Raw genomic sequence first — 13,552 nt, 5'->3', positions numbered from 1 at the left:
ACAACAGGCCCACGACACCATGCACGCCCCGCGCGAACACGCGCATCCGACTGGAGCCGACATGTCTTCATCCTCCGCCACGAATTTCGAACACGCGTCGCCGCGTCAGGTACGTCGCGCGATCGCGACGTCGGTGATCGGCAACGGTTTCGAATGGTTCGACTTCCTTGCGTACGCGTATTTCTCGAAGGTGATCGGCCAGGTGTTCTTCCCGGGCACCAGCAGCGTTGCATCGCTGTCGCTGGCACTCGCGACGTTCGCGCTCGGCTTCATCGTGCGGCCGATCGGCGGCGCGTTGCTCGGCATCTACGCAGACCGTGTAGGCCGCGCCCGCGCGTTTTCGCTGCTGATGCTGATGATGTGCGTCGGCACGTTATTGCTTGGCCTCGCGCCCGGCTACGCGACGATCGGCATCGCGGCGCCGCTGCTGGTCGTGCTCGCTCGATTGATCCAGGGCCTCGCGATCGGCGGGCAGTTCAGCATGTCGTCGGTGATCGTCGTCGAGAATGCGCCGCCCGGTAAAAAGATGTTCTACGGCAGCTTCAACATGTCGGCGCAGGCGCTGGCGATGCTGCTGTCCTCCGGCCTCAGCTTCCTGCTGACGAGCCATCTGTCCACGGCCTCGCTCAACGCGTGGGGCTGGCGGGTGCCGTTTCTGATCGGTTCGCTGGTCGGGCCGCTGGGTTTCTATATCCGTCACCGTGTGGGTGAATCGAAGGAATTCGAAGCGTCGCGCGCGCGATCTGCGACGCAAGCCCGCGTGAGCATGCTGCGCCGTGTCCGCGATTTTGTCTCGCAGCAAGGCGATGCAGCGCTGTGTGCAATGGGCGTCATGGTGATCGGCACCGCGTCGAACTATCTGTGGAACGCGTACCTGCCGCTGTACGTCGAGCATCAGTTGCATCTGCCGTTGAAGTCGGCGCTGTTCGGCACGTTTATCGCGGCGAGCCTGAACGTCGTGCTGTTTCCGTTTTCGGGCAAGCTCGCGGATCGCTTCGGCGCGTACCGTCTGTTCTATCCGTTCGTGATCGCGTGGGCGTTGTGTACGTTGCCGCTGTTCTGGTTCATCGTGTCAGCGCCTTCGATCGGCAGGCTGCTCGCTGCGCAGATCGTCGCGTCGCTGTTTCAGGCTGCGATCGCGGGACCGCATCCCGGGATGTTGTCGGCGTTGTTTCCTGCGCGAGCACGTACGACCGGCGTCGCGATCTCGTACAACCTCGCGGTCACGCTGTTCGGTGGTCTCGCGCCGTTGACGGTGACGCTTCTCACGCAAGCCACCGGCAGCAGCTTTGTGCCCGCGTTCTACGTGATCGCTGCGGCGTTGATCTCGCTTGCGCTGGTGCGCTTCACGCGGACTGGCCAGGCAGCGTTGGCTGCCGATCGTGCTGAACGGCACGTCGGGCGAGCCACGCATAACGATGACTCAATGGAGCGAGCCGCGAATGCGTCGCAGCGGCCGTGAGATGAATCGCGCGTAACGTAAAGCAACGCGCGATTCCACCTGCAGGCACATCAATCGCGCGCAAGTTGCTCGCACAGGTTGAACACCTCATCCATCGGCTGCCACAGACCGTCACCGGCCGAATCCGTGAGTCGCTGCTGGAGCGTCCCCATCAACCGCCCCCATTCCTGCACACGCGGCGGGCTCTCAGGCCCGACCGCGAGCTGCGCAAGATCGAACGAAGGCGCGGTTTCGATCAGCATCGTCAACCGATTGCCGCGTCGCCAGATCGTCATATCGTCGATGCCCGATTGCCGCAGATGCGCGAGCACCTCGGGCCAGACGTCGCGATGGTAACGATCGTATTCGGCAATCGCAGCGGGATCGTCGCGCAGATCCAGCGTCAGGCAATGGCGCGTCATTGCATGGCTCCCACGGTCACGCTGCAGCCTTCGCATCGATCGACAGATGCACATGCTGCGCAGCCGTGATCGCATCCCAGTCCCAGTCGATCCCCAGCCCCGGCTCCCGTGGCGCGACCGCGAAGCCCTCTTCGATCTGCACGCGCCGTCCGGTCAGCGAATCGAGTTGCGGAATGTACTCGACCCACGTCGCGTTCGGCACTGCCGCGCACAGGCTCACGTGCAGCTCCATGAGAAAATGCGGGCAAATCTCGACGTTCAGCGCTTCGGCGACGTGCGCGATCTTCAACCAAGGCGTAATACCGCCGACCCGCGCGACGTCGGCCTGCACGATCGCGCACGCATCGGCCTTCAGGTATTCGCCGAACTGTCCTGGGTGATACAGCGATTCGCCGATCGCAACCGGCACCGACGTCGACAGACACAACCGCCGGTGTGCATCGACGCTTTCCGCCGGCATCGGCTCCTCGAGCCACGCGAGGCGAAACGGCTCGAACGCGCGCGCGCGGCGCAGCGCTTCGGCGAACGTGAAGCCCTGGTTCGCGTCGGTCATCAGTTCGAAGCCGTCGCCGACTGCAGCACGAACCGCTTCGAGACGGCGCACATCTTCCGACAGATGCGGACGCCCCACTTTCAGCTTCGCGCCGCGAAAACCGTCGGCCTGTGCTTGCACCGTCTGCTCGACGAGTTCGCGTTCCGACAGATGCAGCCACCCGCCCTCGGTCGTATAGGTGCGGATGCGCTCTTTCGCACCGCCCGCCGCGACCCACAGCGGCAGCCCCGCGACGCGCGTGTTGCGGTCCCACAGCGCGGTATCGACGGCGGCGAGCGCGAGGCTCGTGATCGCGCCGACCGCGGTCGCGTGCGTATGAAAGAACAGGTCGCGCCAGATCGCTTCGTATTCGGCCGGGTGGCGGCCGATCAGGCGCGGCGCGAGATGATCGCGCAGCAGCGCGACGATCGACGAACCACCCGTGCCGATCGTGTACGTATAGCCGGTGCCACTGCTGCCGTCGCTGCAGCGGATCGTCAGCAGCACGGTTTCCTGCACGACGAACGACTGGATCGCGTCGGTGCGTTTGACCTTCGGCTGGAGATCGACCTGGCGGATCTCGACCGCATCGATTGTTGTCATGCATGCTCCCTTGCGTGTTGCATGTGTCTTGCTTTACGGCTTCTAGCCCTTGACGCCGCCGAGCGTCAGCCCGGCGATCAGATGCTTCTGCACGATGAATGTGAGGATGATGGCCGGCACGATGATCACGACGGCCATCGCGCACATACCGGCCCAGTCGACTGAAAACTGTGCGGTGAAGTCCATCAGGCCGACCGGCAGCGTCTTCGTGTCGGGGCTGCGGCAGAGCTGCGTCGCGAGCGCGAACTCGTTCCAGCTCGTCAGGAACGCGAAGATGCCGGCCGACGCGATACCCGAACGCGCAAGCGGCAACTCGATCCGCCAGAACGCCTGCCATCGATTGCAGCCGTCGATCTGCGCAGCCTGCGACAGTTCGATCGGCACCTCGCGAAAGAAACCGTCGATCAGCCACACGGTGAACGGCACGTTCATCGCGAGGTACACGATGATCACGCCGACGCGCGTATCGAGCAGACCGGTCCACGCCCACAGCATGAAGATCGGTAGCGACAGCGCGATGCCGGGAATCGCGCGAGTCAGCATCAGCAGCACGAAGAGCACGTTCTTGCGGCGAAACTCGAAACGGGCGAACGCATAGCCGCCGAGTACTCCGACGACAAGCGCGGCCGCCGTGCTCACGCACGAGATGATCACCGAGTTGACGAAGTACTGGCGGATCGGCAGCGACGCCATCTGCCCGAAACCAAACATGCTGCGGAAGTTGTCGAGCGTGTAGCCGCTCGCGGAAAACGGCGTCTGGTTCGACAGGATCGCGACGTTCGAACGGAACGCATTGAGCACGACCCACAACCCCGGCAGACAGATCACCGCCATCACGACGAACACGCCGAACCACAGTCCGAAGGTTTTCAGCCACTGCGCGGGGGTACGGCCCGGTGCATCGTCCGCGGCGAGAGAGAGTTCGCTCATGATGTCAGGCCGGTCCCATATGCCGGCGCGCGGCGTTCAGTTTGCGGAAGAAGTACAGCGTGAAGAAAATCGACACGAGCACCGAAACGTACGCAATCGCGTTCGCATAACCCATGTGCGAATCGTCGTACGCGATGCGACCGACCATCGTCCACAGCAGTTCGGTGCGGCCGCCTGGTCCACCGTTCGTCATGATCCGCACGATGTCGTACGCACGGCCGACGTCGAGTGAACGGATCGTCATCGCGATGTAGATGAACGGCATCAGGTACGGTAGCGTCACGTAGCGGAAGGTTTGCCATGACGTGCAGCCGTCGACCTTCGACGCTTCGATCGGATCTTTCGGCAACGCCATCAGACCGGCCAGCAGGATCACCGCGAACACCGGCGTCGAGTTCCAGACCTCGGCGGCAATCAGCGATGCGAGCGCCGTATTCGCATCGACGAGAAACGGAATCGCGGTCTTCACACCAAACACCGTCTGCAGCAGGCTGTTGATCACACCCGTGCTGTCGTTCAGCATGAACTTGAACTGGAAGCCGACCAGTACCGGCGAAAACATCATCGGGAACATCATCACCGTGCGCAGCGCGCGCTGCCCGACCGTCACGCGATTCAACAACAACGCAATACCGAGCCCGAACAGCAGTTCGAGATTCAGCGCGACGGTCAGAAACAGCACGGTGCGCCCGAACGCGGCCCAGAAGTCGCCGTTCGAAAACGCGCGCAGATAATTACGCCAGCCGATCACGTGCGACAGCGTTTCCGGATCGGTTAGGCGGTACGACGTGAAGCTCGTGTACAGCGAAAACAGCAGCGGCAGCACGACGACGATCGCGACCGACAGAAACGCAGGCAACAGCAGCCGCGCGGGCAGCGACAGACGGGCAGCGAGCGCATGCAGCACGCGAGAGCCCGCTGCATCGCGAGAGGAAGACGGCAGCATGTCGCCGCGACGGTTGTCGACGTTCATCATCAATCGTTGTCGGCTGCGTCCTGCATGATGTCGGAGACCTTCTTCGCCGCATCGTTCAGTGCCTGCGCCGAGGTCTTGTCGCCAATGATCGCCTTTTGCAGTTCAGGCCACAGCGCGTTCGAAATCTCGTTCCACTGCGCGATGCGCGGCGGCGTGAACGAATCTTCCTTCGCGGCCGTGCTGAACACACCGATCGCGTTCGCCATGAACGTCTCGTGCTTCGCTTCGAATTCCTTCACCGCATCGCGTTGCGCATCGAGCCGCGACGGGATCGTGCCGAGGCGCGCTTCGACCATCTGCGAATCGTGGCTCGTCAGGAACTGGATGAAGCTCGCGGCGACCTCGGGGCGATCGCAGGTCTTCGTGATCGAGAAGCTGTGCGAGCCGGACCATCCCGGTCGCCGGTTGCCGGCACCGAGCGGCGCACGCACCACGCCGACATTACCCGCGAGCTTCGACGTCTTCGGATCGTTGTAGAACGACGCGAAGCCGGGCCAGTCCATGTCGAGCGCGACCTTGCCCGACGCGAAGTTGTTGCCGAGGTCGTCCCACACGTAGCTCGGCGCGCCCTTCGGCACCGCACCGGTCTTGTACAGATCGATGAACCAGTCGAGCGTCTTCACACCGATCGGCGAATTGAACGTCGGCCGCATCTTCGCATCGAGCAACTGGCCACCGTTCGCGACCAGCAGCGAATAGAACGTGCCGGTCAGCGCTTCGTCCTTGCCGGGAAACTGCGTGCCGTAGAAGTTCGGCGCCTTCGTGAAGAACTTCGCCTGCTGCGTGAATTCGGCGTACGTGGTGGGCGGGGCAAGCGGCTTGCCGAACTGCTTGCGGTACGCGGCCTGATTCGCGGGATCGTCGAAGGCAGTCTTGTTGTAGTACAGCGCCTCGACGTCGGTCGAGCGTGGAATCTGCACGAGATGCCCCTTCACTTCCGACTGCTTCAGCAGATTCGGTGCGAACTGCGCGAGATAGTCGGCGGGGAAAAGACCCTTCAGGTCGCGGAAAATCGGGTACTGGGCGGCGAAATTCGTATGGTTCGACGACACGCAGTAGTCGATGTGATTCGACGCGATGTCCTGCTTCAATTCACGGTCGAGTTCGAAGTGACTCTTGCGCGACACGATCTCGACCTTCGCGCCGGTCTGCTTTTCCCACAGCGGAATGCGCGTGTACAGCGCTTCATACTGCACGCCGCCGATCAGCTTCACGCGCAGCGTGTAGCCCTTGTATTCGTTGTCCGCGCGAGCCGTGCCCGCCGCGACGATACCGGCGAGCGCCAGCATCGATACCACCGCGCGCACAAGTGCGCCCTTCCCTTTGATCTGCTGCCGTTTGCGGTCCTGCATCGCGCGTCTCCTGATGTTTATTGAACGCCGCCGTCGTTGCGGCGGGCGTTGTGATGCGAGCGTTAGCGCAGCCGGCGCCCGCTGTCCGGATCGAACAGACGAATGTTTTCGACCTTCGCACGCAGCCGCGCCTGCACGCCCGGCCGCAGATCCGGACGCCCGTTGACGGTCACGCAGCACGGCGTACCCGCGACGGTGCCGAACAGTTCGGTCGCGGCGCCGGTCGGTTCGACGACGTTCACCGTGAATGCGAAGCCGTCGGTGTCAGAAGCCGCGCAGAGTTCGAGATGCTCGGGGCGCATGCCGATCGTGACTGGCTGGCCGTCGGCCGCATGCACGCGCGGCGCGGGCAGCATCGTGTCGCCGATGCGCACGCGTGCCGCATCCGTCGTCTGCGCGTAGTGGCCGGTGAAGAAATTCATCGCCGGCGAGCCGATAAAGCTCGCGACGAACAGGTTGTCGGGATCGTCGTACAGATCGAGCGGCGCGCCAATCTGCTCGATCGTGCCGCCGTTCAGCACGACGATGCGGTCGGCCATCGTCATCGCTTCGATCTGGTCGTGCGTGACGTACACGGTGGTCGCTTTCAGCCGCTGATGCAGCACGCGGATTTCCGCACGCATCTGCACGCGCAGCTTCGCATCGAGATTCGACAGCGGTTCGTCGAACAGAAACACCTTCGGGTCGCGCACGATCGCGCGGCCCATCGCGACGCGCTGCCGCTGCCCGCCCGACAGATGCCGCGGATAACGGTCGAGCAGATCGTTCAGCCCAAGAATCGACGCGGCCTCGCGGGCCCGTGCATCGATCTCAGCGGGCTTCAGCTCACGCAGCTTCAGTGCGAACGTCAGGTTCTCCAGCACGCTCATGTGCGGATACAGCGCGTAGTTCTGAAACACCATCGCGATGTCGCGATCTTTCGGCGGCAGGCTGTTCACCACGCGACCGTCGATCAGGATGCGTCCACGCGTCACGCCTTCGAGCCCGGCGAGCGCGCGCAGCAGCGTCGACTTGCCGCAACCGCTTGGACCGACCAGCACAAGGAACTCGCCGTCGCGCACGGTCAGGTCGATCTGCTTCAACACATGGACGGCGCCGAACGACTTCTGCACCTGCTCGAATGCAACCTCGGCCATCCGGTGTCTCCTCCGCTTGTGTAGCGTTGATGTGTATGGATGGTAATTTTATACATAAAAACTATTTTTATATTTGAAATGACGTCGGTGTTTTCCCCACTGAGCCGATCGGCCCGCGTGGAGCGCGCCGCGCTCTACAATCTCGGCATCGCTGCGTCGCACGCAGCCACCGTCAAGGGAGTCACGTTGGACACCACGCGCTATTCGGCACCCGCGCTCGAGAAAGGGCTCGACATCATCGAACTGCTGGCGGGGCATCCGGAAGGTCTGTCGCTCGTCGAACTCGCGCGTGCGCTCGGCCGCACGACCGCCGAAATCTTCCGGATGGTCGTCGTGTTGCAGACGCGCGGCTATCTGGTCGCGCTCGGCGAACGCTATGCGCTGTCACTGCTGTTGTTTCAGCTTGCGCATCGGCATCAACCGGTGCGCTCGCTCGTGTCGACTGCGCTGCCGCTGCTGACGCAGCTCGCTAACGACGTGAAGCAGTCGTTCCATCTGTGCGTCTATCAGGCGGGTCGTGTGCTGATCGTCGCGGGGGTCGAGAGCCCGGAACGCTGGGGCTTTTCACTGAAGGTCGGCACGCTGATCGGGATGACCGACACCGCTTCCGGCCAGGTGCTGATGGCCTTCCAGGAGGACGCCGAGCGCACGCGGATGCTTGCGCTGCATGTACCCGTCGACGGCGAGGAAGCCATCGACGAAGCATCGCTCGCACACGATCTCGCGCAGATCCGCCAGCGCGGTTTCGCGCGGATGCAGAGCCGCCAGGTCAAGGGCGTGCGCAATCTCGCGTACCCGGTGTTCGGCCGCGACGGCCACGCGATCGCGACGCTGACCACGCCGTACATCGAGCGCATCGACAACGCGCCGGTGCCGTCGATCGCGGAGGTCGGCGCTCGAATGAAAGAGGCGGCGGACACGCTGACGTCGTTGATGGGACTCAACGTGTACTGGGAAAGCGGTAAAGGTAGCGAAGCGGAATAACCCCACGGAGCTATCGGCAGCACGATCCGGGCGGACCTGTCACACTGGCCGGGCGTTGTTCCCGTCACTCGCTTATCGAGCGGTCTGAAGTCAAAGGAACCCCACCATGAACGGCAAACCAGTCAAGCAACCCGGCCCCGACCATCCGATCACGGTCGGGCGCAATCCCGCGCGCGTCGTGGTATCGGTCGGCGGAAAAGTCGTCGCCGATTCGACGCGCGCGCTGACGCTGCGCGAATCGACGTACCCGGCCGCGCAATACATCCCGCGCGAAGATGTCGACATGGCGCAACTCGTGCGCACCGATCACTCGACGTATTGCCCGTACAAGGGCGACTGCGTGTACTACAGCATCACGGCCGCGGGCGAGCGCGGCGTCAACGCGGTGTGGTCGTACGAGACGCCGTACGAAGCGGTGGCCGCAATCGCGGGACATGTCGCGTTCTATCCGAACCGCGTCGACTCGATCGAGGAGCGAACCTAAGCAATACGCGGTTGCGCAACTCGCGACGGATTTCACGGGTCCGCGCATCGGGTATGCTCGTGCGATCCACTCCCTGCCCGTCGCCGAGGACCCGCCATGCCGCTTCGCCTGCCGCCCCTTTCGTCGCTGCGTCTGTTCGAGGCGGCGGGAAGGCACCGCAGTTTCAAGCTCGCCGCAGCCGAACTGAACGTCACGCCGAGTGCGGTCAGTCACGGCATCGTCGGACTCGAACAGGCGCTCGGCGTCGAACTGTTCGTCCGCGAAACGCGCGGGCTGTCGCTGACGCAAGCGGGCACCGACTATCTCGTCTACGTGTCGGAAGCGTTCTCGCTGATCGCGACCGGCACGCAACGCTTGCCTACCCATCACACGCGTAGCGCCATCGCACTCAGCTGCGCGCCGACGCTCGCATCGCGCTGGCTGCTGCCTCGTTTGCCGCGTTTTCGCAGCCGCTGGCCCGACGTCGACGTGACGATCGACACGTCACGTCGTCAGGTCGGTTTTCCAGTCGACGGTTTCGATTTCGCGATCCGGTTGAGTCGCGTGCCGGTCGCGGGCAATGCGTGGACGCGGTTGTTCGGCGAACGGCTCGTTCCCGTATGCAGCCCCGTGTATCGCGACGCGCTCGCGGACGACACCGGTGCCATCGACCTGCGACGCGCAACGCTGATTCACGTGAACACCGCGAGCGAAGACTGGCAGGCGTGGCTCGAACGGACCGGCATCGAAGGCGTCGACGTGACGGGCGGCCTGCGCTTCGACACGATCCAGCTCGCACTCGAAGCCGCCGTGATGGGCCTCGGCGTCGCGCTCGGCCGACGACCACTGGTCGACCGCGATCTCGCGACGGACGCGCTCGTCGAAGCCAGCCAGCACACGCTCGCAGCCGCGACGGTCTACTGGCTCGTCAGCGCCGATCACACCGCGCAGCGTCCCGATCTGCTCGGCTTCCGGCAATGGCTGCTCGAAGAAGCCGAGCGCTTCGAGGACGACCCCGCAACACCCTCCACCGACGTAGCCGGTTCCGCTTCGCAAAGCACCCAGAACGGCAAGGACTGAACAGGGTATTACCCGAACGATCGTCGGCGAGACGGTCGTTCGATGTCGCCCCAGCCTGGATCGATGTCGCTTGAGCACATCTCGTGAGCGCTGAAATCTTGCATCCTGCAATTTTTCGCGCATATCCACATTTGTGCACTCACCCTGTTCCGGAGCGATTCCATGCTGACACTCTTTCGAGGCATTGCTGCTGCATTGACCGTCTGTGCGTTGACCGTATCGGCCCACGCTACAGATCTCGCGCACTGGCCGCCCGAGGCAGCTAAGGCCATCGATGCGATGATCGCCGCGCACGCGAATCGCGGCGACTACGCGGTGTTCGACGCGGACAACACCACCTATCGCAACGATCTCGAGGAAGCGTTGCTGCCGTACCTCGAGGCGAAGGGACTGCTCACGCGCGACACGCTCGACCCGTCGTTGAAGCTGATTCCGTTCAAGGACTCGCCGGACTATCGGGAATCGCTGACGAGCTACTACTACCGGCTCTGCGAAATCGACGATCTGGTTTGCTATCCGTGGATCGCGCAGGCCTTCGCTGGCCTGTCGCTTGCGAACCTGAAGACGCAGATCGACGCGATGCTGGCTGCCGGCAAACCGATTCCGATCCGCTACTGGAGCGGCGACAAGGTCGTCGACGGGACCGTCAATCCGCCGCGCTTCTTCAAGGGAATGCAGGAGCTGTACGCCCGCTTGCAGGAGAACGGCATCGCCGTGTACGTGATGACGGCCGCGCATGAGGAACTGACGCGGATGGTGCTGTCGGATCCGAAGTATGGCTATAACGTGAAGCCGCAGAACGTGATCGGTGTGACCACGTTATTGCGCAACCCCACGACAGGCGCGCTCACGACATCGCGGCTGCAGATCAAGAAGGGAATCTACGACGAGGCGGCAAACCGGTCGCTCGTGATTACCCCGTTCCTGATGAATCCGATGACCTGGTATGAAGGCAAACTCGGTTCGATCGTCGGCTGGATCGATCAGTGGAAAAAGCCGGTGCTCGTTGCCGGCGATACGCCGACGTCGGACGGCTACATGCTGCTCAACGCGACCGATGTCGAGCACGGCGGCGTGCGCGTATGGGTCGACAAGAAAGACCGTCAGATGACGCAAATCCGTACGTGGTCCGATGAATCGGCGGCTCGCCAGAAGGCACTTGGCCTGCCGGTGACTGCGAACCGCAACTGGATCGTCGTGAAGCCCGACGCGATTCAGTGATAACCGGTCGCGTCGATGCGTAAGCCGGACAGATGAGCCACGCTCACCTGCCCACGAAAACTTTTCCGTTGCCGCACCGCCGGACCGCTGCCACCATCGATTAAGGAGGATCGAACGATGGCGACAGCAACCGGCGGGCACACGATGTCCGCGCAACACCGGACCGCACTCTGCGTCGCGGCTGCAGCCCTCATCCTGAGCGCCGCGATGGGAATCCGGCAGACCTTCGGACTGTTCGTCGGTCCGTTCTCGTACGACCGCGGCATTCCCGTTACGCTGATCGCGCTTGCGATCGCGATGCACAACCTCGTGTGGGGCTTCGCGCAACCGTTCGCCGGCGCGGCAGCGGATCGCTACGGCTGCGCACGTGTCGTTGCATTCGGCGCGGTCGCGTTTGCGGCGGGCCTCGCGCTGGCAGCGCTCGCACCGTCGGGCGCGATGCTCGTCGTCGGGCTGGGGGTGCTGGTCGGCATCGGCATCAGCTGCACGAGCTTTGGCGTCGTGCTGACCGCAGTCGGACGCGCGGCTTCACCTGAAAAGCGCAGCATGGCGATGGGGATCGCGAGCGCGGGCGGATCGCTTGGTCAGGTGCTGATGATTCCGCTGTCGCAGAGCATCCGGCTCACGTGGGGCATTGCCGCAGCGCTGCTGGTATTCGCGGTGCTGATGCTCGCGATTGCGCCGTTCGGCGTCGCGCTCGAGCGGCGCAAACCAAACGATGAAAAACATTCACCCGTTGCAACCGAACTGGCGATTCCGTTGCGCCGCACATTGCAACTCGCGCTGCGCCATCGAGGCTACCGACTGCTCACGATCGGCTTCTTCACCTGCGGCTTCCAGCTCGCGTTCATCGCGACCTACCTGCCCGGCTATCTGTACCTGTGCCACATGCCGACAGGACTCGGCGCGACGGCACTGATGCTGATCGGGCTCTTCAACATGGCGGGTAGCTGGGCATGCGGCTGGCTCGGCGGACGCTACCGTCAGCAGCACGTGCTCGGCTGGCTGTATCTGATTCGGGGCGTGACGATCGGTGCGTTCTTCCTGCTGCCGAAGACGTCGGTGTCGGTCGTCGTGTTCGCGGCCGTGATGGGACTCACATGGCTCGGCACCGTGCCGCTGACGAGCGGCTTCGTCGCGAAGGTGTTCGGCACGCGCCACCTGGGCACGCTGTTCGGCGTGTGCTTTCTGAGTCATCAGATCGGTTCGTTTCTCGGTGCGTGGCTCGGCGGCTTCGTGTTCGATACGACCGGCTCGTATTCGCTGCTGTGGGGCGCGACGGCGGCGGCCGGGCTGCTCGCAGCCCTGATGCACTTCCCGATCGACGATACATCCGCCGGCACGCCTGCGCTGCGCGGTGCGCCCGCTTGAACAAAGGAGGACAGCGTAGATGACCGGCACTGCACGCCCCATCGGTTTCATCGGGCTCGGCTCGATGGGCGAAGCGATGGCACTGAACCTTGCTAAAGCGGGCACACCGCTGCTCGTGTGGAACCGCTCGCGCGATAAAACAGCATCGCTCGCGGCAGTCGGCGCACGCGTCGCCGACAGTGCAGCCGACGTGTTCCGTCAGGCCGACATCGTGATCCTGATGCTCGCGGACGGCGCCGCGATCGACGCAGTGCTCGACCGCAATGGTCCCGCTTTTGCTGCGCGCGTCGAGAACCGCATCGTCGTGCATATGGGTACGACATCGCCGACGTATTCGCATGCGCTCGAAGCCGACATCCGCGCAGCCGGCGGACACTATGTCGAAGCGCCGGTGTCCGGCTCGCGCAAACCGGCCGAAGCGGGTCAACTGGTCGCGATGCTCGCCGGCGATCCAGCGACCGTCGAACGCGTTGCCCCCGTCTTCGCCCCAATGTGTCGACAGACGACCTTCTGCGGTGCCGTACCGAATGCGCTGCTGATGAAGCTCTCGGTAAATCTGTTTTTGATCTCCATGGTCACAGGCCTCGCGGAGGCAGTGCATTTCGCGCAGCGCAACGGCGTCGACGCGACGCAGCTGGTCGCAGTACTCAATGCCGGTCCGATGGCAAGCGACGTATCGCGCGTGAAGGCATCGAAGCTGACCGGTCGCGATTTCTCGATGCAGGCCTCGATCGCCGACGTGCTCAAGAACAATCGATTGATCGCAGAGGCCGCGCGCGAAGCGGGCATCGCTTCACCACTGCTCGACGTTTGCCATGCGTTGTATGGCGAGACGCTTGCACTCGGTCATGGTGCCGGGGACATGGCCGCAGTGTTGACTGCGATCGAGGCGCGGACCGCTGCGTTACCGGCAAGCGAAGCAACGCGCTAGCGCCGGAACGCACTCACAGATTCCCTCGAAGCATTGGCGGGTGTACGTGTCGAGCGACACCGCCCGCTTTTTTTGTCTGCTGCCCTTCCTTCGCCACCCTCGCGTCACTG

General features: G+C 63.6%; 13 protein-coding genes. 7 read left to right on the top strand and 6 right to left on the bottom strand.

All coding sequences use genetic code 11. The features are described from left to right. The first annotated feature begins 61 nt into the window (after positions 1–61). The gene (locus E1748_RS01845) at positions 62–1,462 is read left to right on the top strand and encodes an MFS transporter (RefSeq protein WP_133645452.1); all 1,401 of its coding nucleotides are present in this window, start codon (positions 62–64) and stop codon (positions 1,460–1,462) included. Between the two features lie 50 nt (positions 1,463–1,512). On the opposite strand, the gene E1748_RS01840 is transcribed toward E1748_RS01845, so the two are convergent. From E1748_RS01840 to E1748_RS01815, 6 genes are all read right to left on the bottom strand, one after another. Then, positions 1,513–1,863, bottom strand: a complete 351-nt coding sequence (locus tag E1748_RS01840) for an L-rhamnose mutarotase (RefSeq protein ID WP_133645451.1) — start codon at positions 1,861–1,863, stop codon at positions 1,513–1,515. A gap of 16 nt (positions 1,864–1,879) precedes the next feature. Next, entirely contained in the window at positions 1,880–2,998 is a 1,119-nt protein-coding gene (locus tag E1748_RS01835; RefSeq protein ID WP_133645450.1) for a mandelate racemase/muconate lactonizing enzyme family protein, read from the bottom strand. 42 nt (positions 2,999–3,040) lie between these two features. After that, positions 3,041–3,928, bottom strand: a complete 888-nt coding sequence (locus tag E1748_RS01830) for a carbohydrate ABC transporter permease (protein ID WP_240766244.1) — start codon at positions 3,926–3,928, stop codon at positions 3,041–3,043. A 4-nt stretch (positions 3,929–3,932) separates the two neighbouring features. Next, positions 3,933–4,874: a carbohydrate ABC transporter permease gene (locus tag E1748_RS01825; protein ID WP_420819310.1), complete on the bottom strand. Its 942-nt coding sequence runs from the start codon at positions 4,872–4,874 to the stop codon at positions 3,933–3,935. Between the two features lie 29 nt (positions 4,875–4,903). Further along, complete coding sequence (locus E1748_RS01820; RefSeq protein WP_133645448.1) at positions 4,904–6,256, bottom strand: ABC transporter substrate-binding protein; 1,353 nt, start codon at positions 6,254–6,256, stop codon at positions 4,904–4,906. Between the two features lie 62 nt (positions 6,257–6,318). After that, positions 6,319–7,392, bottom strand: coding sequence for an ABC transporter ATP-binding protein (locus tag E1748_RS01815; protein ID WP_133645447.1), 1,074 nt, complete (start codon positions 7,390–7,392; stop codon positions 6,319–6,321). Positions 7,393–7,578: 186 nt separating this feature from the next. On the opposite strand from E1748_RS01815, the gene E1748_RS01810 reads away from it, so the two are divergent. From E1748_RS01810 to E1748_RS01785, 6 genes are all read left to right on the top strand, one after another. Then, positions 7,579–8,376 (top strand): IclR family transcriptional regulator, encoded by a 798-nt coding sequence (locus tag E1748_RS01810; protein ID WP_133645446.1) that lies wholly within the window; start codon positions 7,579–7,581, stop codon positions 8,374–8,376. Between the two features lie 106 nt (positions 8,377–8,482). Then, entirely contained in the window at positions 8,483–8,860 is a 378-nt protein-coding gene (locus tag E1748_RS01805) for a DUF427 domain-containing protein (RefSeq protein WP_133645445.1), read from the top strand. Between the two features lie 96 nt (positions 8,861–8,956). Beyond that, positions 8,957–9,919, top strand: a complete 963-nt coding sequence (locus E1748_RS01800) for a LysR substrate-binding domain-containing protein (RefSeq protein WP_133645444.1) — start codon at positions 8,957–8,959, stop codon at positions 9,917–9,919. A gap of 162 nt (positions 9,920–10,081) precedes the next feature. Then, positions 10,082–11,140, top strand: coding sequence for a haloacid dehalogenase-like hydrolase (locus tag E1748_RS01795; RefSeq protein WP_133645443.1), 1,059 nt, complete (start codon positions 10,082–10,084; stop codon positions 11,138–11,140). A gap of 117 nt (positions 11,141–11,257) precedes the next feature. Beyond that, complete coding sequence (locus E1748_RS01790; RefSeq protein WP_133645442.1) at positions 11,258–12,511, top strand: MFS transporter; 1,254 nt, start codon at positions 11,258–11,260, stop codon at positions 12,509–12,511. A gap of 19 nt (positions 12,512–12,530) precedes the next feature. Then, on the top strand, positions 12,531–13,442 hold the full coding sequence (locus E1748_RS01785; RefSeq protein ID WP_133645441.1) for an NAD(P)-dependent oxidoreductase: 912 nt from the start codon (positions 12,531–12,533) through the stop codon (positions 13,440–13,442). Positions 13,443–13,552 lie beyond the last annotated feature (110 nt).

This window comes from Paraburkholderia flava (assembly GCF_004359985.1).
In the GTDB taxonomy this organism is placed as follows: domain Bacteria; phylum Pseudomonadota; class Gammaproteobacteria; order Burkholderiales; family Burkholderiaceae; genus Paraburkholderia; species Paraburkholderia flava.
This window is presented reverse-complemented; position numbering and strand designations above follow the sequence as displayed.